Annotated in this window: 20 protein-coding genes; 9 read left to right on the forward strand and 11 right to left on the reverse strand. The window is 41.4% G+C overall.

Going from position 1 to position 24,523, the window contains the following annotated elements; genetic code table 11:
* Positions 1-67: 67 nt before the first annotated feature.
* From DVR12_RS10350 to gltB, 3 genes are all read right to left on the reverse strand, one after another.
* Complete coding sequence (locus tag DVR12_RS10350; RefSeq protein WP_116975601.1) at positions 68-667, reverse strand: hypothetical protein; 600 nt, start codon at positions 665-667, stop codon at positions 68-70.
* Between the two features lie 179 nt (positions 668-846).
* On the reverse strand, positions 847-2,325 hold the full coding sequence (locus DVR12_RS10355) for a glutamate synthase subunit beta (protein ID WP_116975602.1): 1,479 nt from the start codon (positions 2,323-2,325) through the stop codon (positions 847-849).
* Positions 2,326-2,392: 67 nt separating this feature from the next.
* Positions 2,393-6,922 (reverse strand): glutamate synthase large subunit, encoded by a 4,530-nt coding sequence (gltB, locus tag DVR12_RS10360; protein ID WP_116975603.1) that lies wholly within the window; start codon positions 6,920-6,922, stop codon positions 2,393-2,395.
* Positions 6,923-7,265: 343 nt separating this feature from the next.
* Between gltB and DVR12_RS10365 the strand changes: the two genes are divergently transcribed.
* Positions 7,266-8,351 (forward strand): hypothetical protein, encoded by a 1,086-nt coding sequence (locus DVR12_RS10365; RefSeq protein WP_116975604.1) that lies wholly within the window; start codon positions 7,266-7,268, stop codon positions 8,349-8,351.
* Positions 8,352-8,369: 18 nt separating this feature from the next.
* Here DVR12_RS10365 and DVR12_RS10370 read toward each other — a convergent pair whose 3' ends face one another.
* The 3 genes from DVR12_RS10370 to DVR12_RS10380 all read right to left on the reverse strand — a co-directional run bounded on the left by DVR12_RS10370 (position 8,370) and on the right by DVR12_RS10380 (position 12,352).
* The gene (locus tag DVR12_RS10370; protein WP_116975605.1) at positions 8,370-9,908 is read right to left on the reverse strand and encodes a glycoside hydrolase family 10 protein; all 1,539 of its coding nucleotides are present in this window, start codon (positions 9,906-9,908) and stop codon (positions 8,370-8,372) included.
* Between the two features lie 72 nt (positions 9,909-9,980).
* Complete coding sequence (locus DVR12_RS10375) at positions 9,981-11,840, reverse strand: mechanosensitive ion channel family protein (RefSeq protein ID WP_116975606.1); 1,860 nt, start codon at positions 11,838-11,840, stop codon at positions 9,981-9,983.
* A 59-nt stretch (positions 11,841-11,899) separates the two neighbouring features.
* Positions 11,900-12,352: a methylglyoxal synthase gene (locus DVR12_RS10380; protein ID WP_116975746.1), complete on the reverse strand. Its 453-nt coding sequence runs from the start codon at positions 12,350-12,352 to the stop codon at positions 11,900-11,902.
* 226 nt (positions 12,353-12,578) lie between these two features.
* On the opposite strand from DVR12_RS10380, the gene DVR12_RS10385 reads away from it, so the two are divergent.
* From DVR12_RS10385 to DVR12_RS10395, 3 genes are all read left to right on the forward strand, one after another.
* On the forward strand, positions 12,579-13,175 hold the full coding sequence (locus DVR12_RS10385; protein WP_116975607.1) for a NifU family protein: 597 nt from the start codon (positions 12,579-12,581) through the stop codon (positions 13,173-13,175).
* 91 nt (positions 13,176-13,266) lie between these two features.
* Positions 13,267-13,887 carry a nicotinamide riboside transporter PnuC gene (gene pnuC, locus DVR12_RS10390; RefSeq protein WP_116975608.1) on the forward strand — a complete coding sequence of 207 codons (621 nt, stop codon included), beginning with the start codon at positions 13,267-13,269 and terminating at the stop codon, positions 13,885-13,887.
* Positions 13,887-14,411 (forward strand): AAA family ATPase, encoded by a 525-nt coding sequence (locus tag DVR12_RS10395; RefSeq protein WP_116975609.1) that lies wholly within the window; start codon positions 13,887-13,889, stop codon positions 14,409-14,411. The genes pnuC and DVR12_RS10395 overlap by 1 nt, the downstream gene beginning before the upstream one ends.
* Here the strand turns inward: DVR12_RS10395 and mtgA are convergent.
* Positions 14,394-15,107: a monofunctional biosynthetic peptidoglycan transglycosylase gene (gene mtgA / locus DVR12_RS10400; RefSeq protein WP_116975610.1), complete on the reverse strand. Its 714-nt coding sequence runs from the start codon at positions 15,105-15,107 to the stop codon at positions 14,394-14,396. The genes DVR12_RS10395 and mtgA overlap by 18 nt on opposite strands.
* A 92-nt stretch (positions 15,108-15,199) precedes the next feature.
* On the opposite strand from mtgA, the gene DVR12_RS10405 reads away from it, so the two are divergent.
* Positions 15,200-15,817 carry an L-threonylcarbamoyladenylate synthase gene (locus tag DVR12_RS10405; RefSeq protein ID WP_116975611.1) on the forward strand — a complete coding sequence of 206 codons (618 nt, stop codon included), beginning with the start codon at positions 15,200-15,202 and terminating at the stop codon, positions 15,815-15,817.
* A gap of 5 nt (positions 15,818-15,822) precedes the next feature.
* Complete coding sequence (locus DVR12_RS10410; protein WP_147323442.1) at positions 15,823-16,110, forward strand: hypothetical protein; 288 nt, start codon at positions 15,823-15,825, stop codon at positions 16,108-16,110.
* A gap of 137 nt (positions 16,111-16,247) precedes the next feature.
* Here the strand turns inward: DVR12_RS10410 and DVR12_RS10415 are convergent, their stop codons facing one another.
* The 3 genes from DVR12_RS10415 to polA form a co-directional block, all read right to left on the reverse strand.
* A complete protein-coding gene (locus tag DVR12_RS10415; RefSeq protein ID WP_116975613.1) occupies positions 16,248-17,396 on the reverse strand; it encodes a C1 family peptidase in 1,149 nt (382 codons plus the stop codon).
* A 92-nt stretch (positions 17,397-17,488) separates the two neighbouring features.
* On the reverse strand, positions 17,489-18,013 hold the full coding sequence (locus tag DVR12_RS10420; protein WP_116975614.1) for a GNAT family N-acetyltransferase: 525 nt from the start codon (positions 18,011-18,013) through the stop codon (positions 17,489-17,491).
* A gap of 108 nt (positions 18,014-18,121) precedes the next feature.
* Complete coding sequence (gene polA / locus DVR12_RS10425; RefSeq protein WP_116975615.1) at positions 18,122-20,941, reverse strand: DNA polymerase I; 2,820 nt, start codon at positions 20,939-20,941, stop codon at positions 18,122-18,124.
* Between the two features lie 98 nt (positions 20,942-21,039).
* Between polA and DVR12_RS10430 the strand changes: the two genes are divergently transcribed.
* Complete coding sequence (locus DVR12_RS10430) at positions 21,040-21,369, forward strand: arsenate reductase family protein (RefSeq protein ID WP_116975616.1); 330 nt, start codon at positions 21,040-21,042, stop codon at positions 21,367-21,369.
* A gap of 61 nt (positions 21,370-21,430) precedes the next feature.
* Here DVR12_RS10430 and DVR12_RS10435 read toward each other — a convergent pair whose 3' ends face one another.
* Complete coding sequence (locus tag DVR12_RS10435; RefSeq protein WP_116975617.1) at positions 21,431-22,564, reverse strand: glycosyltransferase; 1,134 nt, start codon at positions 22,562-22,564, stop codon at positions 21,431-21,433.
* A gap of 346 nt (positions 22,565-22,910) precedes the next feature.
* Between DVR12_RS10435 and DVR12_RS10440 the strand changes: the two genes are divergently transcribed.
* Both DVR12_RS10440 and DVR12_RS10445 read left to right on the forward strand, forming a co-directional pair.
* Positions 22,911-23,159 carry a hypothetical protein gene (locus DVR12_RS10440; protein ID WP_079471515.1) on the forward strand — a complete coding sequence of 83 codons (249 nt, stop codon included), beginning with the start codon at positions 22,911-22,913 and terminating at the stop codon, positions 23,157-23,159.
* Positions 23,160-23,265: 106 nt separating this feature from the next.
* A complete protein-coding gene (locus DVR12_RS10445; protein ID WP_116975618.1) occupies positions 23,266-24,405 on the forward strand; it encodes a formimidoylglutamase in 1,140 nt (379 codons plus the stop codon).
* The last annotated feature ends 118 nt before the right edge of the window (positions 24,406-24,523 follow it).

A 24,523-nucleotide genomic window follows, 5' to 3' on the forward strand; every position in this document is an offset into this window, starting at 1 on the left:
GATTTGAGGACTCAAAAAATATGAGTAGGAAAATGCGCAATTTGTTGCGGGAGGAATAAAATTCGGCTTACAGAGTTACCCTATTACGTTGATTGAACCTGAATATATAGTATTCAAGAGTAGTTCTCTTGCTCTTATCTGCTCTAAATTCTTCGAGAAGGGTACTATCCTGAGGTAATATATATTTTTTAAGATTATAGGCAGTAAGATCCAGCTTATCGCCAGTAACAACGTTAAGTACTTTTTTAATATTCGCAGGAGCATTCAGGTTGTTGGGTGTCATATCTGCCTGAATCGGATAACCTCTGGAGGGTTGAACAGTATGTAATTCGTAAATGCAGTAGTAGCCAATTTCAGTTAATTTATTCAGGCCATAGTCACGGATATAAATATCCTTACCATCACAAAATCCCCAGTAGTCTTTTACTTTATGTTCTTCACCACTGGCATCCTTGAGTCTAAGTTCATTTCTATTGGCCAGGAGATAAATTTGTGCGGCGGAGCTGCGGTTTTTCACAATAAGGTCACCTTCTTCAGAGGGTGCATTCTGTTGAAATTCAGTGAATGTTCTGTATAAACCTTTTTTAGGATGCTGATCGATAACAGGAATTTGTCCGAAAGCTTTACTGGTGTAAAGAAGGGTGAGAATAAACCATAGCCTTTTCATAGTGAACAAAAGTATAGGCTTTGGCTACTTTGGGGGAATGAAATAGCTGAAATGGGGATTTACTACTACTGAAGCAGAAATTCTGTCTTTAAAAAATTATAGGCCGGGTAAAAACCCGGCCCGGCTGAAGGTTACAACAAAATCTAAACCTGCTTATGAGAAAAGTTTGAATTTTAGGATTATTTCAGTGCTAATTCCTGAAGTGAATGGTCTTTGCTTTCCAGTTGGGAGATACCCATGAGGAATTCGTCCACCTTTCTCGCACACTCGCGACCTTCGCTTATTGCCCATACAACCAGAGATTGACCACGGCGCATATCGCCGGCGGTGAATACTTTTGGTATGGATGTCAGGTAATCTTTTTCAGTGGCTTTTACATTACCACGTTCATCTTGCTCAACTTCCAATTCTTCCAGTAATCCGGTGTGTTGAGGGTGCACAAAGCCCATAGCTAGTAATGCTAATTCGCAAGGCACTTCTCTTTCGCTACCCGGGATTTCTGAGAATTTGGCGGGGCGGCCATCTGAGCTGGCTGTCCATTCCAGATTTACCAGCAATAAGCCTTTGAGCTGACCTTTTTCGTCGCCCAGGAATGCTTTAGTAGCAATGGCCCATTGTCTGTCGGCTCCTTCTTCGTGAGAAGTAGAAGTTTTTAATATCATTGGGTAAGTAGGCCAAGGCATGTAAGGAGTACGTTCTCCCGGAGGTTTTGGCAATAACTCGAGCTGCGTAATGCTGGAAGCTCCGTGGCGGTTGCTGGTACCAACACAGTCGGAACCGGTATCACCACCACCAATTACTACCACGTTTTTGCCGGTAGCAAAGATATCGCTGCCTTCTACTGCGATTTCGCTAACTCTTTTATTTTGCTGTTTAAGGAAGTCCATTGCAAAATGCACTCCTTTCAGCTCGCGGCCAGGAATATTCAGGTCGCGAGGGATGGTAGAACCGCCTGCCAATACGATTGCATTGAATTCTCTCAACAAATCGTTTGTCCTAACGTTTACCCCTACGTTGGCATTGCATTGGAAAATAACGCCTTCTTCTTCCATCAGTTTCACCCGACGGTCGATGATCCATTTTTCCAATTTGAAATCAGGAATGCCATAGCGTAATAGTCCACCTGGTTTGTCGTCGCGTTCAAAAACAGTAACGGTATGACCGGCGTAGTTTAACTGGGCTGCGGCTGCAAGTCCGGCTGGTCCTGATCCGATAACGGCCACTTTTTTGCCGGTACGTACTCTTGGAACTTTAGCCTGAACGAGGCCTTTATCGAAAGCTATTTCAATAATATGTTTTTCTATTTCCTCGATAGCCACCGGAGGTTGGTTAATGCCCAATACGCAAGCACTTTCGCATGGAGCCGGGCAAATACGGCCGGTGAATTCAGGAAAATTATTGGTAGATGTTAATATGTCGTAAGCTTCTTTCCAGTCTTTACGGTATACAGCATCATTGAATTCCGGGATCACATTACCAAGCGGGCAACCGCTATGGCAGAAAGGAACACCACAATTCATGCAGCGGGCAGCCTGCTGATTTAATTGATTATCCGGAAAGCGCTCTACAAATTCGTTATAGTGGCCTATTCTTTCCCGGGGATCTGCTTTCCTGGGCTGCTCACGTGTAAATTCCAGGAATCCTGTAGGTTTACCCATAATTATCCTCCACAACTCCCTTAACTGCAAGGGATATTTTGATGATGAATGTTAATGTTTTTTAATCCTAGTGTCCGACTTTCTGACCTTTTGCGGAAGCCGACTGAAGTACTGCCTTATATTCTTTAGGGAATACTTTCACAAACTGACGCAGTTGGTTTTCCCAATCTTTCAGGATAAACTTAGCCACTGTACTATTTGTGTAGGCATGATGCTTAGTGATCAAATCCTGCAGGAAGGCAACATCTTGCTGGTCTAAAGGATCCAGGTCGATCATGTCTCTGTTGCAATGATTAGCAAAAGTTCCTTTTACATCGTACACATAAGCAATACCACCGCTCATACCTGCACCGAAGTTTCGGCCGGTTTCTCCGAGGATCACTGCTTTACCACCGGTCATATATTCACAACCGTGATCGCCCACTCCTTCTGCTATAACGGTAGCACCAGAGTTACGAACGCAGAATCTTTCACCTGCTTTACCACGGATGTAAGCCTCACCGGAAGTTGCTCCATAGAAGCATACGTTACCGGCAATGATATTTTCTTCCGCTTTAAAGCCCGATTCACCGTGTGGATACAGAATTAATTTGGAGCCGGATAAACCTTTACCGAAGTAATCATTTGCTTCTCCTTCCAGTTCAAGGGTTAAACCTTTGGTAGTAAATGCACCAAAGCTTTGACCTGCAGAACCAACAAATTTGAAGTGCAAGGTATCTTCCGGTAAGCCTTCGCTCTTATAGCGTTTGGATACTTCGTTAGACAGAATGGTACCTACAGTACGGTCGGTATTCTTAACCGGGAACTGCTGGTATACTCTTGCTTTTTTCTCCAGTGCTGGTGCAGCAACTTTAAGTAACTGCCAGTCGAGCACTTCGCTGATACCATGATCCTGTTCTTCCTGTTTGTACAAGCCAACTTCAGGAGCCGCTTCTTCTTTATAAAGAATTGGAGTAAGATCCAGTTTCTGAGTTTTCCAGTTGGAGATATTGTCTCTTGTTTTGAGACAATCTACCTGTCCGACCATTTCGTTGATAGTGCGGAAGCCCAGATCAGCCATGATTTCACGTAATTCCTCCACCAGGAAGGTGAATAAATTAACTACGTGTTGAGGATCGCCAGAGAAGCGTTTGCGAAGCTCAGGATCCTGAGTCGCCACTCCAACAGGGCAGGTATTTACATGGCATTTACGCATCATGATACAACCTTCTACTACCAGTGCAGCAGTAGCAACACCCCATTCTTCTGCTCCTAGTAATGTTGCGATTGCAATATCGCGACCAGTTTTAAGCTGACCATCGGTTTGCAGTACAACTCTGCTACGGAGTTTATTTTTTACCAGGGTTTGATGAGTTTCGGCCAGACCGAGTTCCCAAGGCAAACCTGCGTGTTTGATAGAACTTTCAGGAGAAGCACCAGTACCACCGTCGTGACCTGAAATCAGGATAACATCGGAGTGGGCTTTGGCAACACCTGCAGCGATAGTTCCCACACCGGCTTTAGATACCAGTTTTACACTGATTCTGGCAGCGCGGTTGGCATTTTTCAAATCATAGATCAGCTGAGCCAGATCTTCGATTGAGTAAATGTCGTGGTGCGGAGGTGGAGAAATAAGACCAACACCAGGAGTAGAGTGTCTGACCTTTGCAATCCAGTCATCCACTTTATGGCCAGGTAACTGACCACCTTCACCAGGTTTAGCACCCTGAGCCATTTTAATTTGCAGTTCATCTGCATTGGTCAGATAGTAGCTGGTTACACCAAACCGGGCACTTGCTACCTGCTTGATTGCAGAACGCATAGAGTCGCCATTTGGCAGTAACTCATAACGCAGTTCATCTTCTCCCCCTTCCCCGGTATTACTTTTTGCGCCGATGCGGTTCATTGCAATAGCCAATGTGGAGTGAGCTTCGTGAGAAATAGATCCAAAGCTCATTGCACCGGTAGCGAAACGCTTGAAGATGCTGGATGCTGGTTCTACTTCATCAATAGAGATAGAGGAACGGTTACGGTTAAACGTAAACAGACTTCTGAGAGTTGCTGCTTTTTCGCTTTGATCGTTAACAGCTTTTGAATATTTCTTAAATGTAGCGTAGTCACCTGTGCGGGTAGACAGCTGCAGATAGTGAATAGTAGTTGGGTTGAAGAGGTGGAACTCTCCTTTACGCTTCCATTGGTAAACACCACCTTCGGTCAGACGTTGAACAGGAGTTTCTTTTCTGCCAAAGCCCATCCAGTGTTTAGCAAGGGTTTCGCGGGCAATTTCGTCTAACCCTAAACCTTCAATTCTGGAAACAGCACCGGTGAAGTATTTATCAACAGTAGCCTGATTGATACCGAGAATTTCGAAGATTTGAGCACCCTGGTAAGATTGCAGCGTAGAAATTCCCATTTTAGAGAATACTTTCAGCAATCCATCGCAAACCGATTTGATATAGTTCTTTTTCAGTTTATCTACATCATGAGAGGTTTCGAGCTTATCATTCAGCTTCATGTCTCTGATGCTGCTGATTGCCAGGTATGGGTTGATGGCAGTTACACCGAAGCCGAGTAAACATGCAAAATGATGAACTTCCCAAACATCGCCGGCTTCAACGATCAGACCTACCTGACCGCGATATCCTTTGCGGATCAGATGGTGATGTACCGCAGATGCAGCAAGGATAGACGGGATAGCGGCATGTTCGGAATCGATAGCCCTGTCGGAGAGAATGATTACTTCAAATCCATCTTCCACGGCATCCACAGCATAGCGGCAGATACGAGCCAGTCCTTTTTCCAGAGAACCTGGTTTACCGTCGGCTTTGAAGTAGGTATGTAAAGTTTTGGCCTGGAATAAGCCAGTATCAATACTGCGTATTTTTTCCAGTTCGTGATTATTCAGGATCGGATGGCGCAAAGCAACACCATGGCAGTGCAGCGGATCTTCGTCCAGCAGGTTACCATTATTACCCACAAAAGTGGAGAGCGACATTACCAGTCTTTCACGAATCGGATCGATAGGAGGATTAGTCACCTGAGCAAACAATTGTTTGAAATAGTTGCAGAGGTGCTGAGGTTGATTGCTCAACACTGCCAGAGGAGTATCAGTACCCATGGAACCGATAGGCTCTTTTCCATCGATGGCCATTGGTGCAATGATATGTTCCAGATCTTCAGTACTGTATCCGAAGGCACGTTGATATTTAAATATTTGTTCGTGCTCCAGGTGAGTGAAAGTAACTCTTGGTTCTGGTAATTCCTCTAAGCGAATCTTATATTTATTAAGCCATTCGCCATACGGTTGTTGGGAGCAGATTTGTTTTTTCAGCTCTTCATCACCGATGATTCTGCCCTGGTCCATGTCAACAATGAACATTTTACCAGGTTGCAAACGACCTTTTTCTTTAACATTTTTAGGATCAATAGGTAATACACCGGCTTCAGAGGCCATGATTACTCTATCGTCTTTAGTTACCACAAAGCGGCTTGGGCGTAATCCGTTTCTGTCGAGGGTAGCACCGATGATTTTACCATCTGTGAATGAAATAGAAGCCGGACCATCCCAAGGCTCCATTAAAGAAGCATGGTATTCGTAGAAGGCTTTCTTGTCTTCATCCATATCCTCGTTTCCGTCCCAGGCTTCAGGTACCAGCATCATCATTACATGCGGGAGCGAACGGCCGGTCATGGTAAGCAACTCGATAACGTTATCCAGACTTGCGGAGTCGGATTGGCCATCTTCGGTAATAGGCAGTAACATTTCCATTTCTTCAGGAGAGAAGTATTTGGAAACGAAGCCTCTTTCACCGGAACGGAGCCAGTTGAGGTTTCCTTTGAGGGTATTGATTTCACCGTTATGCGCGATGTAGCGGTAAGGGTGAGCTAATCTCCAGCTAGGGAAAGTATTGGTAGCAAAGCGAGAGTGGATTAATGCGAAGGCAGAAACCATTTTCTCGTCGCTGAGGTCTGTATAATAATGGCGTACCTGGTAAGTAGTAAGCTGACCTTTGTATACGATGGTTTTATAAGAAAGAGACGCGATGTAGAAAAGCGACTTTTCTTTTGGAACGGTACTACGAACTGTTTTAGAAATATAGTTGCGAAGCACAAATAATTTGCGCTCAAATACTTCTGGGTCATTAATATGATAAGGACAGCCGATAAATACCTGTTCAATTTCTGGTTCTACAGAAAGGGCGGTTTCGCCAATGCCATCAGGACGTACAGGCACTTTACGATAACCTAGAATTTCGAGACCTAATTTTTCTGCGCTACGCTGAAAAATTTCACGGCACTCTTCACGCCAGCGTGGTTCTTTTGGAAAGAAGACCATGCCTACACCGTACTTTCCGAATTCAGGTAAGCGAATGCCGAGTTTCAGACATTCGTCGTAAAAGAATTCATGAGGAACTTGAAATAGAATACCTGCACCGTCACCCGTGTTTTGCTCACAGCCGCATGCGCCGCGGTGTTCCATGTTTTCTAACATGGTAAGAGCATCACGAATAATACTGTGGGATTTCCTGCCCTTGATATGGGCGGTAAAACCTGTTCCGCAGGCATCATGTTCAAATTCAGGACGGTATAAACCTTGCGTTTGCTTCACTTCATCCATGTGGTTTAGATTTTTGCTTTTACACACTCTCCCCCGATGACTTGCGCCGTGGGTGATGGTGTACGATATAATACGGGAACGGTTTAAAGATACTAAAGGAATGCTGTATTTTTTATATAAACTTTCGTTAGACGGTAAAAATTTAGAAAATCATAAAAAGACGCTATTTATTGTTAGAAAATAACAAAAAACGAATCACCCGTCAGGATAATTTTATGAGAATTGCAGTGAATTCAACTTTTATTTAAAAAATTATCAAGTAGCCATTTAATATTCAATACAGATTCGACCAGATATCATAACTTGCCTCCTAACGCCAACAGTCTAAATCCATAATAGTATTATGTTACGTCAGTTTTTTACCCTTACCTTGCCTGCAGTTATGCTTGTAGCTTCTGCCCAAGCCCAATACCCATCAGACACGGCTTCAACAGCCACTTTAGCCAGAAAGAAAATTACGTTAAGTAAAGAAGCTGCATTTTCAGATAAGGATGTGCCTGCCAAAAAAATCGGAGGAATAGTAGTAGTCAGCCAATTGTGGGATACCACCAGGATGGGCTTTTTACAAGTGGGAATGTTTAATAAAAAAGCAGAAGCAGTACCAGACAAACCATTTTCAACTTATTTCCAGGAATATGCAAATGCTGCTTTTGGAAACACCGTTGCAGCCGGAGAGCCTACTCTGCTCTGGATAATAGAAGATCTGAGAATTGGAGAAAGAACCGGAGCAATGTCTGAGAAAGCATTTACCAGATTAAAAGCAACTGCTTACGTAAGTAGTGATGGAAAGCAATTTATACCATTGGCAAGTTCTGATAATGCATTTCAGAATGGAGGCATGGATGTTACGCATAAACATAAAAGTAATATAGCAAAGGCTTTCAAAGAACTCTATCTGTTATCGGTTTCAAAGCTGGATGCTGTATTAGCGGACAAGCAACTGGCGTCCTTTTCCTACGATGAAATTATGGCTCAATATGAGCGTAAAAGAAATATTCCGGTGCTGACACAAAAATTGAACGATGGAGTTTATTTTTCGTTTAATGATTTCCGTGAGAACAAACCTTCCATTACCAATTTTGAAGTATCGGAGAAAAAAGGTGCGGCAGTTTCCGCAGTAGAATCTGATGGAAGCAAAAGAATACTTGCAGCCTATTGGTGCATAGTAAAGGATGGAGCAATACTCAAAAAACAGGATAGAAAGTTATTACCGTTAGACAGAGATGGATATGGATTCACAATCTCTTCATACATAGCAGATTACAAGCATAGAAACAATCAGATTTTAACAGGGGCTGTAATAGGTGGTTTGGCAGGTGGACTAATTTCAGGGGCAGCGGTTAAACTACCCAAAGCGGATGCATTCCCAAATCTGGCAGATCCTGAAGCAACAGCTATAGATATGGAAACAGGCGATCTTATTTTTTAATCGCCTGTTCCAATAATATTATTCGAAGGTGAATGAAGTTTTACCATTTGATGTTTGGAGTCTGAGTGGCTCACTAACATGACTTTCATTTTGTAAACGATCCAGTGCTGTAACGATATACGTATATGTTTTGCCTTTAACATAGGTAGGGTCCTTAAACATAGGATCATCTCCCTGGGTCTGAATACTAACAATTTTCGTTGGGTCGCTTACGTTAATTGGTTCATTGTTTTCGAAACGGTAAAGCACATACTGTTTAGTACGGCCAGTGGTATCGCCATCCGCCCAGTGAACTTCCAACCCACCGGGTCTCTCAAAAGCATCTACAAAATACGGAGCCTCCGGCATTTCATTAGGGAGCCATGGCATAATGGGTCTTAGTGCCGGATACTTGTAAAGCCGGTTTCTGAGAGCATCTTCAATACCAGCCGGATTTCCCTTGAATGAACTTGCACTGTAGAAGATATTTCCCTGAATAGTATTCAGTGTTCTGGATTCTTCCACCTGAATGGGTATTTCGTTAGGGTTTTTCCAGGCGGCATTACTATTGATCCGATAAACGCCGTGACCAATATAAACGTGTCTGCCATATCCATGTTGAGCCCACCAGTTGAGCAGCACTTCATAGTCTGCCAGCCTATGTCCTCTTTCCCAATAAAGTTGTGGAGCTACATAATCTATCCATTTATTCTTCAGCCATTTTAAGATATCGGCATAGAGGTCATCGTAATTTGTTTGTCCGCCTCTGGTATAAGATCCTTCCGGGTCACGGTCTTTATTACGCCAAACGCCGAAAGGGCTGATACCGAATTTTACCCATGGTTTTTCGGTCTTAATGGCTTTTCCGATCATTTGAATAATAGCATCTACATTCGAGCGGCGCCAATCGTCTTTATTCATTGTTCCACCATACATGCGATAAGAGTAATTATCCGGAAACTCTTTGCCAGGAACCCTGTACGGATAGAAATAATCGTCGAAATGAATGGCATCAACATCATAACGTTTTACAACATCGGCAACAATAGAAGTAACATATTCTCTTGCTTCCGGTAATCCCGGATCAAAATATTTGCGGTTGTCGTAAGTCACAAACCATTGTGGACGGAGCCGGGTAATATGATTGGCAGCAACACTGCTTCTACTAACATTAAAGACTGCACGATAAGGATTAAACCAGGCATGAAACTCCATTCCTCTTTTATGAGTTTCCTCAATCATGAATTCCAGCGGATCGTAATAAGGAAAAGGCGGTTGGCCCTGAGTACCGGTAAGGTATTCAGACCAGGGTTCGAATGGAGAAGCATAAAAAGCGTCGGTAACAGGGCGAATCTGAACTACAACAGCGTTCATACCATTACGCTGATGCTGGTTCAGTAATGCGATGAACTCCTGTTTTTGTTGTTCTGAACTTAATCCCCTTCGGGATGGCCAGTCAATATTTTCTACTGTAGCGACCCATACTGCCCTGAGTTCTCTTTTAGGGGGTAATTGAGCCAGGGCATGCTGCATCATTAATATACATAAAACAGCACTTGCTAAAAATTGCTTCAACATCAGCCAAACATTTATCCTTGAGAATGCGAAAATAGCAAAAAGACGTACTATCACCTTATAATAATATGATAATCATTCCTTTTTCACATCTACTCTAAATGCAGGAGCCTGATAGTTTTCGGGTAAAAACCCGGGAGGCACCGTGCTGGTATTGCCATCCCGCTGCGCCATAAAGTGAGGCGACATGATTTCTATACCTGCTTCATTAAAAGCATCCTGAATATGTTGATGAAGGTTTGATTGTATAGAGGCTATTTTATGAGAATCATCAGTATAAACATTTATTTCATAGGCAACAGAAAAATCCTGAAACTCTTTCTGCAAAACAAATGGCGCCCGGTCTTTCAGAACACCTTCGGTTTTTAGAGCCGCCTGAATCAATAAATCATGTACTTTAGGCCAGGGCACCTCGTAACCAATAGTTATATTGGTGTGGAGAATTAATCCTAAATCCTTACTGGAAGTGGTGAAATTGATGGTATGCCCGTTTAGGATGCTGGCATTGGGTACTGTAATTTCTTCATTCTTTATAGTACGTAACCTGGTTACCAATAAGTTCTTTTCAATGACATCTCCTGTTATATCCCCTATTTTCACTCTATCCCCAATTTTAAATGGGCGCATGTATGTGATTACAAAACCAGCTACTATATTGGAAATGGCGGAAGAAGAACCAAGTGAAAAAAGAATACCAAGAAAAACAGATACTCCCTGGAATATTTTAGAATCTGAGCCAGGCAAATAGGGAAAGATTACAATAAACATAAAGGCATATAGCAGGAATTTAATTCCGCTACTGGTAGGTTTTGCCCAGTCGGGATAAAATCCTTTAATAGTCAGATTGCCTTTAGAGATTTCATCGGCCAGGTAATTGATTAGTTTGGCCAGGTAATGAGTAATAAGATAGATAACTGCAATCGTGAGCAGTTTGGGTAAATAATTAAGAAAGGCAGAGAATATTCTTTTAATTGGAGAAAGCGTCCAATCTATTAAGGAGTCGGCAATTCCCCGGGTCCATGGAAAAATGCCAAATACAAAGGGCAGGGTCAGATATAAGACAAATAGGATTACTACTACCTTGGCTACACGAAGAAAATTATAAATTATTTTCACCTGTCTTTTCTGGTTCAGCAGGGCATAGTCTTTTACTTTAAGCCCCTTGAAATATTTATCTTTTTCTTTCAGTACCAGCAGATATAATCTTCTGAATAGCCGGTTGATTCCGAAAATGGCGAGTGAGAAAATAACGATGATTAATAACAGCCATCCTATTCTGATCAGAAGATTTTTGAGGCTGTTTTCGTCTTTGTTTTGTTGAATTGCTTTTTTGACCGATGAGATGTAGTTATTAGCAATAGTAATTTGATCTTTATTCAGCCAAAGAGCATCATCTTCAGTTATAGTGAATAATACGAGATCTGAATAAGTAACATCTACATTATTTTCATTAGGTGTAATTTTAATTGAATCAGGCGAAAAGAACGGATCATTAGCTAGTTGCTGCATTTTACGATTGATATTGGCAGCTCTGTCTTTAGGTTGAAGAGGTCCTAATTTATTATATATATAAAAAATGGTATCTCTGAAAGGAACAACAGGGAAGCCGGGATTTGTACCTTTGAGTGCATTTATTTTGTCTAATCGTGCTGCTTTTTGGATGGAATCAGCTTGTTCAAACTCAATAATTCTTTTAACCAATTCCCTTCTTTTACTTTCGTTCTGACTACTAATCAGCAGCAATTGGTTTTCCAGGTTTTGTTTTTGTGAGGCATCTGCCTTGAGAAGTGAATCGTTTTCTCGTAACAATCTGGTTGTAAGGGCCAGCCGGGATTCCGACAGGGAGTCGCGAAGTACTTGTCCGGTATCTTGCTGTGAATAGCCATGAAATGGGGTAATAGCCAGTATGGCTAATAGGGTAAAAACAAATCTCATTCCCGAAGCTTTGATAAAAGTTACGGAAATTTCTGCTAGCTAAAACGAAGGACCCCCTACTAAATTTTCCGTTTAGTGTATTGACTATAATCAGGAAGTATGGTTTCGTATTCCTGGTTCATGAGTGGAGAGGTGACGAGAAAATCTGCAGAAGCTCTGTTACTGGCCATAGGAATATTCCATACCACACCTAATCTGAGCAGGGCTTTAATATCCGGGTCATGAGGTAAAGCTTCCATAGGGTCCCAGAAGAAAATGATTAGATCCAGTCCTCCGGTGGCTACGAGGGCACCGATTTGCTGATCGCCGCCAAGAGGGCCACTGAGAAGTTTCCGCACCGGAATATCGAGGGCCTGTTCTACCAATTGGCCGGTAGTACCGGTTCCATAGAGTTCATGTCTGCTCAGCACTGCTCTATTGTAGGTTGCCCATTCGATAAGTTCGGCCTTTTTATGGTCGTGAGCAATCAAGGCTATTCTCTTTCGTGCGTGAATGATCTTTTTTTGTTGCATATCGATACAAAAGTAATAAGAGAGTAACAATAAATGAATCTGAATAAAATTAATATTTTGATTTTGGGCAGGGAATCGGGAGATACTCAAGGCATTGTGAATTAATTGTATATGATGTTATCAAAACTACCAATAGGGAGATTGTTAAATTCAATATGCCAAGGGTATAAACAGGCTAAAAATCTGCTCACAAAGTGTTACCTTTGCGTTATAAATCAATATAAAAATGATTAAGACAGGCAACCCAATTATCAGCATATATACAGAAATGACGCCAAACCCGGAAACGATGAAGTTTGTGGCAAACAAACTGTTATATCCTGGTAAGAGCATCGATTTCCCTGATGAAGCCAGCGCTAAGCCATCTCCATTAGCAATGGAGCTGTTTAGTTTCCCGTTTATTAAGGGGGTGTTCATTATGGCCAACTTTATCACTTTAACAAAAACCAGTGAAACTGATTGGAATGATATTATTCCAACTGTTAAAGCATTCCTGAAAGAATACCTGGAAGATACACGTCCTATCATCAATGAAGATGAAGTAGTAGTTACTAAATCTACTGCCAGCAATGAAGTGAGTGCAGATGATACAGATGTAGTTAAGAGAATTAAAGAGTTACTGGAAAACTATGTTAAACCAGCTGTTGAAATGGATGGCGGAGCTATTCAGTTCAAAGATTACGACAGTGGTACAGTAACCTTAATGTTACAGGGTTCATGCTCAGGCTGTCCTTCTTCTATGATCACTTTGAAAGCAGGTATTGAAGGTATGATGAAACGTATGATACCTGAAGTGAAAGAAGTAGTGGCAGAAGCGGAATAAGCCATAGTTGAGTGAATGATAGTGTTAAATGAAAGCGCAGTCTATGACTGTGCTTTTCTTTTGACAGACCATCGAATTTTTATTTTTTAACATGAACGATTTCCTTCAACAGCTACAGAAAGGACTACACGATATGACTTATTGGGAAGTCACCGCTGTTGTATTTGCTGTTTTATCGGTTATTTGCCAAAAGAAGAATAATATCCTCGTTTACCCGACAGGGTTAGTAAGTACCGGTATTTATGTTTATCTGCTATCCAGAGACCATTTTAAATTATATGCGGATGCTACCCTAAATGCTTATTACTTTGTGATGAGTGTGTATGGATGGGCATTCTGGGCCAGAAAAGGGGCGTCTGGCGATGTAGTTCCGATAACCAGGAGCAATCCCCGGGAATTAGGTACTGCCTCCTTTATAGCCCTTATTGGCTGGTTTATCTTCCACTATTTACTTACCCATTTCTCCGACTCCAATGTACCGGTAATGGATGCATTTGTTTCGGCCACCGCCTGCGCCGGAATGTGGCTGCTGGCAAAACGTAAACTCGAGAACTGGATCTTTCTGAATATCTCCAACCTCGCTGCCATCCCACTGCTTTTTTCTAAAACCTTATACCCAACGGCTTTATTAACGATCTTTTTGTTTATCATCGCCATTTTTGGATACATTAGCTGGCGGAAAGAAGTGCTGCAAAGAGAAATCACTCAATAATGAAGAAAGTAGTTGTAATAGGGCCCGAATCTACCGGGAAAAGTACGCTTAGTGAAAAACTGGCGAATGACTTCCATACCGTATGGACGCCCGAATATGCACGTGAATATATAGAGCAGCTAAACAGACCATACGAGCAAAGCGATTTGCTGGCCATTGCACTCGGACAAACAGAACTGGAGCAACAACAAATGGCAAAGGCAAATAAAGTACTGATTTGTGATACCGATCTCTATGTAGTTAAAGTATGGAGTGAACATAAGTATGGCGATTGTGATGCCCGTATCCTGGATGCCATTTCAAAACAATCCTGCGACCTTTATTTGCTTACCTATATTGATTTGCCCTGGGAAGAAGACCCGCAACGGGAATATCCGGACCCTGAAATGAGGAATTATTTCTATCAGATTTACCGTGATATAGTTATGCAAAGTGGCACACCCTGGGTTGAAATAAAAGGCACCTACGCCGAGCGTGAATCTACCGCCAAAGCCGCAGTCAATCAATTATTTACTGGTTATTAATTCTGCAATATCCGGGTCCGGTGCCAGATTCCTCATTTGTATAAGGATCTTATGCTGCCGGTATACTGTAATTCTTGCTGGTGGTACAATCGTATATTTGATAGGGTTAGGAAGACAAGCCGCTATCATAGCAGCTTCTTCTCTGTTCAGACTGGCGGCGTTTTTATGAAAATAGTTTTGAGCAGCAGCTTCAACACCAAATATTCCCTCTCCCATTTCAGCAACATTCAGATAAACTTCCAGGATACGTTGTTTACCCCAGATCTTCTCAATCATAAAAGTAAAGTATACTTCCAGGCCTTTTCTAAACCAACTCCTGCCCTGCCATAAAAATACATTTTTTGCAACCTGCTGACTGATAGTGCTGGCTCCCTTTATTTTCTTGTTTTTCTGGTTGTGCTTCATTGCCTTTTCGATCGATTTAAAATCGAATCCGTTGTGATCAGTAAACAACTGATCTTCACTGGCAATAACGGCTAGCTTTGCATGTTGTGAGATTTGGTCGTAATTGACCCAGGACTTTTGAAGTTTCTTATCTGTTCCCCAAAGGCTGAACCAACTGCTTATTTGCGTAATTGTAATAGGCGGATTTACCCACTTTAAGATAATGATATATACAAATTGGGCGAGAATCAGGACTAGTAAAATTCGCTTTAATCTTCTCCACGTTCTTGGTACAATACCTTTTAATTCCATCGTGCAGGTTTAGAAAATCGGGCCGAAAGTAATTTAAAAACATGAAACGTAGTCAGCAATCCGACAAAAAAACATTTGTGTAACTTTAAGGTATGTTGTTACACGTACATCCAGATAATCCGAATGCCCGTAATATTAAGATCATTGTTGAATGTTTGCAGGCCGGAGGTATTATTATTTATCCAACCGATACTGTTTATGCATTGGGCTGCGATATTACACAGCCAAAAGCAATAGACAAACTGGCAAGATTAAAGCATATAGATCCGAAAAAAGCGAATTTTTCATTTATTTGTTATGATCTGAGTCACCTTTCTGATTATGCAAAAAGTGTGGATACTCCAATTTTCAGGATGTTGAAAAAAGCTTTACCCGGGCCATATACCTTCATTCTGCCTGCCAGCAGAATGGTACCCCGAATGTTGAAAACGAAGAAAGATACAGTGGGTATTCGTGTGCCGGATAATCTGATTTGCAGAACCATCGTAAAAGAACTTGGAAATCCTATTATGAGTACTACCCTGCCAATCGAAGATTATGTTGAAGAATATACAGATCCTGAAATCATCTACGAAAAGTTTGGAAATCAGGTAGATATAGTTGTAGATGGAGGACCAGGGGGAGTGGAATTTTCAACAGTTGTTGATTGTACCGGACCGGAACCTGAACTGATCAGGGAGGGAATCGGTAGTTTTGAAGCTATTACATAAGTTAAATGAAAAGAGGATTTGTTATAATATTGATGTTAATGGGGATGAAAATCTCTGCTCAGTCCTTTACCCTTAAACCGGTAAAACTACTGCCTGTACCTGTTATCAAATCTTCTAAGCAACCAGTTAAAACTTCTTTTCCAATAAATCCCCTAGCCGCTAATTCGGTTTACAAACAAGAGTTTGGGTTCTTCTGTAAGCAGGAATGGAACTGGCAGAAAAACACCGGACTTCCTATAAAATTACGCCTGGGAAATTATGATTACACACAGAAACAAGAAGGAAAACAATAATTAGTATTGAGTTTTATACAAATTACTTGACTTGATCAATTAATTATATTTGACAAAGTCAAATAATCTTATTTAAGCTAAAAAAGCAGAATTCTACAAGGTAGAGTTCTGCTTTTTTTTATAAGTTAGGTTGATGCTTATATTTTGATGCCCATCTTTTTTGCTAAATCAGCAGGGATCGCTTTTTTATTCACCATAATGCTGGTTGTTTTATAAGCGAAGTAAGGAGCAGAAACATAGAAGTATCCCTGACCGAAGTTGGTAGTTCCCCAAGAGTTTTTAACTCTGAAGTATTTGTTACCGTTCTGATCTTTTACCAATCCAACGATATGCATACCGTGGTCGTCCTGGGTTGAGAAGTTATCGAAAGCAACCTGGCGAAGTTCAGGAGTGATCGTTTTTTCTTTAACAGGCTCCAGGAAAACATTTTTTCTTTCTTCGGCGCTCATATCTTCCCAGCTTTTATCCGGAACAACAGCCAGGCCTTCTTTGAAATTGAAGGTTTTTTCACTTACATCTGCAGCCCATGCGATGGTGTAGCCGTTCATGATTGCATTTTCAGCAATAGCACTGAAGTCGTTCAAGGGAACATTATATACTTTTTCCCAATTCCAGTTATCAGGTACTTCAAGAACGAACTGAGAATAGTAAGGATGGTGTTTAAATGAAGAGATCAATACATAGTCATCTGCATTTAAGCCCAGTTCTTTTGCAAAAGATTGAGGAGTATATGTTTTACCATTATATTGAAAGCTTTCAGGAGCGTCGCCCATGTAAGCATTCAGAATGCCATCAACCGCTTTAGTCCAGTTAGGGTTGATCTGGTCCTGAGCATTACCAATTTTAGTAACTACGGTTTCCAGTACACCTTCCATTTCGGCGTGGTTATACATTTTATCTTTATTCCCGTCGTAAACGCTTTGAGGAACCATACCATATTCGCGCAGGCATAGTAAGTCGTCCGGGAATCCACCACCTTCACCGAAGTTGGCTTTTCCGTGCATGCGTACATAGTTGGCAGCTTTCAACGGGTACATTTTGCGAACAACGAACATTTCGCTTAAGTTCAGCCCTTTGTATTTGTTGTTGCGGAGTAATTCTGATTCAAAGAAGGAAAGTCCGGAAAAGGACCAGCAGGTGCCGGTACGACCCTGATTTTGTACATCACCAGCATCCAGGTTTTTAATTACGGTAAATTGATATTTACTATTTTCCTGATTGGTGCTGGTTTGAGCATAAGCGGCAACACTACCAAAGATGGCCGCGCACATCATCCATTTCTTCATACGTCTGTAATGATTGGTTTTTTAAACAAAGGACCAAATTTACTGAAAGCAGCAGTATTGAGGTGCAAAAAGATGGATGAGTGGAATATGGGTTATTTTTCAAGATATTGATCTCTTGTAATCCTCCATTCCCAGAGGTCTTCCCCTTCTTTGTTTTTAACAGCACCTACAAACTTCATCCCTACTTTCTGAAGTATTTTAATAGATGGGCTATATTCTTCTTCGGTATGTGCAATAACACTGTTTATATACGAATGGCCAAAGGCAAAACGGAGCAGTCCTTCTGCCATTTCAGTTCCCAGGCCTTGTTCGCGGTATTCGGGTGTTATTTCATAGCCGATTTCCACCATACCTTCTTCATTGGGTTTACCTTTGAAGCCTCCGGCTCCAATAAGGCGTTTATCATTTCGGTGTATCACTAAATAGAAAAACCATCCCAGCATGCCAGGATCGTTGCGTAATTTGTCGTAGGCTACCAGTACCATCTCAGGGTATTCGGTCCAGGTATCCTGAATAGAAATTCCAAGCAATTCGGCCAGATGATCGTTGCTTTGTAACAGCAATTCAAAATACTCTAAGGTGCACGACAACAATTGTAGTCGAGGTGTTTGGATCATTTTTGAAAACTAGTAAACAGTTTTTTTAATTACAATAGGAGTACAGAAATAATGATAGGTATATGATATTTCAATATCATACACCTATCAGTTTGTCAGTATACTAATTTAGTGAGCTTCCAGCCAGGTGTTACCAATACCGATTTCTGCTTCAACAGGAACGGCCAATGGTAGAGCATTTCGCATTAGGTCTCGGATCAGGGGTTTAATAATTTCTACTTCGGAACGATGTGCATCAAACACCAACTCGTCATGTACCTGTAAGAGCATACGCGACTTAAATTGGTTTTGTTTAAATGCCTTATGAATATCGATCATTGCAAGTTTAATCATATCAGCAGCAGTACCCTGAATAGGCATATTGATAGCGTTTCGTTCGGCGAAACCACGTACCACAGCATTGGAAGAGTTGATATCCCTTAACCATCTTTTTCTGCCCAATAAGGTTTGTACATACCCATTTTCCTGAGCAAATTTTTTCTGATTATCCATATACTGCTGGATCGCCGGATATTGCGCAAAGTAATTATCGATAAGCATTTTGGCTTCACTTCTGGCAATGCCAAGGTTTTCAGATAATCCAAATGCACTTACACCATAGATGATTCCGAAATTTACACTCTTGGCATTTCTACGCATCTCAGGTGTAACATCAGCTAATTCGACGTTATATACTTTGGCGGCAGTAGCGGCATGGATATCAATATTATTCCTGAATGCATTGATCATTTCCTTATCCTCGCTGATCGCAGCAATAATGCGAAGTTCGATCTGTGAGTAGTCGGCAGACAGCAATACAAATTCTTCATTTCTCGGAATAAATGCTTTACGAATTTCCCGGCCCCTCTCAGTACGAATCGGAATATTTTGAAGATTCGGATTGTTGGAGCTTAATCGCCCTGTTACGGCAACACCTTGGTTATAGCTGGTATGAACCCTGTTGGTGCGTTTGTTGAGCAATAACGGCAACGAATCTACGTAGGTGGATTTGAGTTTACTCAATTCTCTGAAGATGAGAATATCTTCAACAATTTTATGTTTGGAAGAGAGCTTCTGTAATACATCCTCACCTGTTGCGTATTGGCCGGTACGTGTTTTTTTTGCCTTTGGATCGAGTTGTAATTTTTCGAACAGTACTTCGCCTAATTGTTTAGGGGAGGCAAGTTTGAAACGTACACCAGCTTGCTCGTATACGCTTTCCTCGGCTCTTTTAATTTCTACCTCCAGTTCGCGGGAATAATCGGCCAGCGCCATTGTATCGAGGGCTATACCTTCATATTCCATGTCTGTCAGTACTTTTACCAGTGGATTTTCTATGTTGTAGAAAACCTTTTCTACTGATCTTTCAGTGACCTGCGGAGCGAATTTTTCTTTAAGTTGAAGAGTGATGTCGGCATCTTCGGCGGCGTATTCGGCAATGACATCTACTTCTACATCGCGCATATTGCCCTGGCCTTTTCCTTTTTTACCGATGAGCGATTCAATTGGAATTGGCTCATATTGCAGATACTGGGCACTTAACACATCCATGCTTCTGCGGCCTTCCGGCTCAATGAGGTAGTGAGCCAGCATTGTATCGAAAAGCGGAGCGGTGATAGTGATACCATACCACTTCAGGATTAACATATCGTATTTGATATTCTGACCAATTAACACGATACTGTTATGCTGGAAAAGCGGAATAAATTCCTCAAGAATTGCTTTGGCGGCATCGTGATTAGCAGGTAAAGGAATATAGAATCCTTCTCCTTTTTTGAAAGAAAAGCTCATTCCAACTATTTCCGCTTCATTGGCGTCGGTGCCGGTGGTTTCAGTATCGAAGGCAACTTCTGATTGAGAAAGTAATTGTTGTAGTAGTGCTGTTCTTTTTTCCGGAGAATCGATTATTTGATAATCATGAGGAGTATTATTGATGTTTTTATCGGCGAGTAATACATTTGCGACAGTGGTAATTTCTACTTCAACAACATCTTCTGAAACGGTTACGGCGCCGAAAAGATCTGTTTGTACAACCCTGGGTTTTGGAGGAGCAGCAACATTGCTTCCACCTGCAAAATTATCTCCCAAAATTCTTTTACCGAGGGTCTTAAATTCAAGCTCAGTAAAGATCTCTGTCAGTTTATCCTTATCAAATTCCTTAACACAAAAATCTTCTTCATGAAAGGTTACAGGAACATCGGTGATAATAGTGGCAAGTTCTTTAGAAAGTAAAGCGTTGTCGCGGCCCACTTTAATCTTCTCTCCCATTTTTCCACCGATAGTATCTGCGTTTTCCAGTACATTTTCGAGTGAGTGGTATTGGGCAAGGAGTTTCATGGCTGTTTTTTCACCGATACCGGCAATACCAGGTATATTATCAACAGCATCGCCCATGAGGCCCAGGATATCTATTACCTGGTGTACATCCTGGATCTGCCATTTTTCACAAACTTCCTTAGGCCCCATTATTTCTTCCTTGTTGCCCATATAAGGAGGTTTGTAAATGAATACATTTTCCTTAACCAGCTGGCCGTAATCCTTATCGGGAGTTACCATGTATACAGTGTATCCGGCATTGGCAGCCTGCCATGCAAGAGTACCGATTACGTCATCTGCCTCATACCCATCCAGCTCCACAACCGGGATATTAAATCCTTCGATAATACGTTTGATATCGGGCAGTGCATCCAGGAGGTCTTCCGGCGCATCTTCACGATTGGCTTTATAGTCGGTATACGTAGTATGACGTTCGGTGGGGGCATGGGTATCAAAAGCTACCGCCATGTGGGTAGGTTTTTCTTTATTGAGGAGATCCAATAAAGTTGTTGTAAACCCAAACTGGGCATTGGTATTTTTACCCGCGCTGGTGAGACGGGGATTTCTGATCAACGCATAATATGCGCGATAGATCAGCGCCATTGCATCCAGTAAAAATAATTTTTTTTCCATCGCTAAACCTACAAGAATTAATTTGAATTCGCAAAATTAAAGATAGTAGTTCAATATAAGGTGAGGATGTAACTTTGAGAACGAAAAATGAACGAAAAATGAATAAAATTTATCATTTATCTACTTGTGGCACCTGCAAGAAGATTCTGGAAGAAACTAATGCAAAAGCCAGGGGCTTTGAGCTACAAGATATAAAAAAAGAGAAAATAACGCCAGCGCAGCTCGATGAAATGAAAGCATTGGCAGGTAGTTATGAGTCCTTATTCAGCCGCAGGTCGCAGCAATACCGACCTATGGGGCTTCATGAAAAAAATCTTACAGAAGAAGATTACAGAACATTAATTCTCCAGGAATATTCTTTCTTAAAACGTCCGGTTGCGATAGTAGGAAATAAAATTTATATGGGGGCAGCTGTAAAGGAAATTTAACAAGAGTTTTGTGTAGAAAAAATGAAGCGAATGTACCCCAGGGTGCATTCGCTTCTCTTTTTTATGAATGCTGGTTTGCCGCTATATTTTGTGGCTGCCAGTGGAGAGAATTGGTAAGAAACTGTTGCACAACTTTTTTGTATTGATCCATATCATTTTGATGAAAGGATTTGAACTGAAATGCAGCAGCTTTTTCGAGAGCGGATTTTAGGTCGAAGCCCTCTTGTGATAAGGAATAGAAGTAGCCTTTTTCCATTAAATATTCGCCCAGGTATACTTGTTCGGATTGGCCGGGAGTAGGTACCAGTATTGCCTTTTTATCGAGTCTAACGAGATCCATTAAAGTGGTATAACCGGATCTGCTCAGCACCATATCAGAAGCCAGGATAGCTTCATTCAGTGCTTCCGCATTAAGGTGGTTTACCTGATCTACGTTTGGTGCTATTTGAGTAGAAGTATGATTACCTGGTAACCCACTCACAATCAGTGTTTTGATAGATAACGACTGTACTTGTGAGATGATAATTTTTTCCAGATTGGTACGTTGAGGTTCCGGGCCGGAAATCAGAACCAGGAGGTCATATTTTTTAGACACACCGGGTTTATTAACAAATCTGCTCAGGCAACCTATGTAGGAAGTATGGTGAGGCAGTTGAGCGGGATGCGCTAATTCGCCAGACAGGTTGTCGTTTCCTTCAAAATCGGGAATCCAGCACTGACTGTATTTGTTAATGAAATGGTAATTTATTTTTTGAAGAATTCTTTCGGACCAGCCACCAAAAGGAGTTTTGATTAGTAGTTGGTGAGTGATAAAAACGCAGGGAATATCTTTATGATATAATCCAAAGCGATTATCTGAAATAACTGCATTGATTTGATAATCAGCAACTATTTTCTTCAACCATTTTTGTTCGTATCGAACAGCCTTGAAAATTTTTGGAATTTGCTGAATAATTTTCAGTCCAAAAAATTTCCCTTTTTGTGCGTATTGGATGCGGTATCCGGGCAATGGAAAGATGGTAATTTCCGGAAATTCCTGTTGAAGTAATGCAGCATGTTTGCCTTCGGCAGCAATAAATACCTGACAACCTGCGTTTTGCATTTCACGGATAAGAGGAATGTCTCTCGTTGCATGCCCTAATCCCCAATCCAGAGGAACAAAAAGAATTTTTTTAACAGCAAGAATTGTGGACAAATAATTTGATATTTTTTACGAATTTAGCTTAAATTACAAAAGAGCATTGTTAAGAAAAGGTGAACTCTTAGAACGGAATTTAATTATAGTCAAAATATGAAAAGTATTAAGTGGATCGCGATCATTCTGGTTTGTGGTAGTTTGATGATGGAGGGGTGTAAGGTTTTCAAAAAAAACGATTGCGGTTGCCCAACCATGAATAAAAAAAGAATGCATTAGAACCATTTGTTTGATACAGACGACAACTAACAACTTGAACCGGACAACAATTTTTGCCTTATCTTATTGAACTATCCTTTTGATACCTGGCCAAACAATATTTCGGGGAACAGTCAAATTTTTTTTCATGAAACCTGTAGATAGAGATTTACTAATCCTGCTACATGAGGATAGGTACACAGAGCAGCAGATACAATCAGCAGTTCGTCAAATCAGCGAAATGTTATCGTTAATTGAAACGATGGATTATCTCTGTGCCGTTATGGAAGTTATGGATTGTAACAAAAGTCGGATTACCAGCAAAAGAACTGTGCTGGAAAAAGCAATTTCACGTAAGTCGCATAAGCCATTCGAATTTATTATTCACAAGAACTAGTACAGCTTTCCGTTATAGTAGTTTAGGCCCACTCAGCGTCATATCCGTTTTTGCTTTTTTTTAAATTCTTGTTGTAGGTTTGCCATCAAACAAACCCATTAAAGTGATGGCAGAATTTTCACACCTGCAGGACTTCTTGCATCCTGTTTCCAAAGCTATGTTAAACGACGACCAGGAATACGATGCATTCCAGGTTGGTAGTATCATTGATGTATACGAAATAGATCAGCAACCCGACTTAGAAGCAGCAGATATTATCCTACTCGGTGTGGGGGAAGAGCGAGGTGGCCCTTCCGGCAAAACCAATACCAACGGGCCAGATGCTATTCGCCGCGAACTTTATCGCTTATTCAACTGGCATAAAGACATTAAACTGGCCGATGTTGGAAACCTGCTTCCCGGCGCTTTTCTGGCCGATGCCTACGCTGCCATGAAAACCGTATTGTCTGAACTCATAAGCGCTAATAAAACCGTCATTATTTTAGGTGGATCACACGATCTCACCTACCCCCAATATAAAGCCTACGCATCACAGGAATTAATCATTGAAGCCACAGTGGCCGACGCACTGATTGATCTTAAAGAAGACTCGCGAATCAAAAGCGAACGCTTCCTTATGGACATTCTTACCGAGCAACCTAATTATCTCAGACATTATAACCACATAGGCTTCCAAAGCTATTTTGTACACCCAAGAATGCTCGAAACACTAGACAAACTTCGTTTCGATTGTTTCAGACTTGGACGCATAAGAGAAAATATGGAAGAAGCAGAACCCGTACTTCGACATTCAGATCTCTTCAGCCTCGATATTAATATTATCAAACATACAGATGCCCCGGCAAACCACCTATCCCCTAACGGATTCTCCGGTGAAGAAGCATGCACTCTTTCCAGATATGCTGGTATGAGCAGCCGACTTTCTTCCTTCGGAATCTATGGTTATGAGCCCGAAAAGGATGTAGCTAATCTCACTGCCCGACAAATTTCCCAGATGATCTGGTATTTTATGGATGGAAGAGCCGTTAAAGGAAAAGAAGCTGGATTGGAAGACAGAGATGCCTTCTGGGAATTTCATATAGCTTTCTCCGATATAGAAACAGTATTTCTGAAAAGCAAAAAAACCAACAGGTGGTGGATGCAACTTCCTGATCAGGAATTTGTGCCTTGCGCATACAACGATTACCTCATGGCCAGCAATAATGAAATGCCTGAGCGTTGGCTGCGTCATCAGGAAAGATTGTAGCTCGCGTTGCTCGCTGGTTTCTTGCAAAGAAGCAAAGATTAATATTAAGATATATAAGGATCGAAGCGAATATTTTTAAGGACTTCTAATAGGTTTCAACACAAATAGAAACCATTCA

Origin of the sequence: Chitinophaga silvatica, from assembly GCF_003419895.1 — a bacterium.
Classification (GTDB): Bacteria; Bacteroidota; Bacteroidia; order Chitinophagales; family Chitinophagaceae; genus Chitinophaga; species Chitinophaga silvatica.

Bases quoted from the DNA above. Each gene is read 5' to 3' on its own strand.
- DVR12_RS10415 (WP_116975613.1), bottom strand. From the start codon at position 17,396: ATGAAGAAATGGATGATGTGCGCGGCCATCTTTGGTAGTGTTGCCGCT.
- polA (WP_116975615.1), bottom strand. From the start codon at position 20,941: ATGGAAAAAAAATTATTTTTACTGGATGCAATGGCGCTGATCTATCGC.
- DVR12_RS10410 (WP_147323442.1), top strand. From the start codon at position 15,823: ATGAAAAGAGGATTTGTTATAATATTGATGTTAATGGGGATGAAAATC.
- DVR12_RS10430 (WP_116975616.1), top strand. From the start codon at position 21,040: ATGAATAAAATTTATCATTTATCTACTTGTGGCACCTGCAAGAAGATT.
- DVR12_RS10370 (WP_116975605.1), bottom strand. From the start codon at position 9,908: ATGTTGAAGCAATTTTTAGCAAGTGCTGTTTTATGTATATTAATGATG.
- gltB (WP_116975603.1), bottom strand. From the start codon at position 6,922: ATGGATGAAGTGAAGCAAACGCAAGGTTTATACCGTCCTGAATTTGAA.
- DVR12_RS10350 (WP_116975601.1), bottom strand. From the start codon at position 667: ATGAAAAGGCTATGGTTTATTCTCACCCTTCTTTACACCAGTAAAGCT.
- DVR12_RS10385 (WP_116975607.1), top strand. From the start codon at position 12,579: ATGATTAAGACAGGCAACCCAATTATCAGCATATATACAGAAATGACG.
- mtgA (WP_116975610.1), bottom strand. From the start codon at position 15,107: ATGGAATTAAAAGGTATTGTACCAAGAACGTGGAGAAGATTAAAGCGA.
- pnuC (WP_116975608.1), top strand. From the start codon at position 13,267: ATGAACGATTTCCTTCAACAGCTACAGAAAGGACTACACGATATGACT.
- DVR12_RS10445 (WP_116975618.1), top strand. From the start codon at position 23,266: ATGGCAGAATTTTCACACCTGCAGGACTTCTTGCATCCTGTTTCCAAA.
- DVR12_RS10420 (WP_116975614.1), bottom strand. From the start codon at position 18,013: ATGATCCAAACACCTCGACTACAATTGTTGTCGTGCACCTTAGAGTAT.
- DVR12_RS10355 (WP_116975602.1), bottom strand. From the start codon at position 2,325: ATGGGTAAACCTACAGGATTCCTGGAATTTACACGTGAGCAGCCCAGG.
- DVR12_RS10405 (WP_116975611.1), top strand. From the start codon at position 15,200: ATGTTGTTACACGTACATCCAGATAATCCGAATGCCCGTAATATTAAG.
- DVR12_RS10375 (WP_116975606.1), bottom strand. From the start codon at position 11,840: ATGAGATTTGTTTTTACCCTATTAGCCATACTGGCTATTACCCCATTT.
- DVR12_RS10440 (WP_079471515.1), top strand. From the start codon at position 22,911: ATGAAACCTGTAGATAGAGATTTACTAATCCTGCTACATGAGGATAGG.
- DVR12_RS10395 (WP_116975609.1), top strand. From the start codon at position 13,887: ATGAAGAAAGTAGTTGTAATAGGGCCCGAATCTACCGGGAAAAGTACG.
- DVR12_RS10365 (WP_116975604.1), top strand. From the start codon at position 7,266: ATGTTACGTCAGTTTTTTACCCTTACCTTGCCTGCAGTTATGCTTGTA.
- DVR12_RS10380 (WP_116975746.1), bottom strand. From the start codon at position 12,352: ATGCAACAAAAAAAGATCATTCACGCACGAAAGAGAATAGCCTTGATT.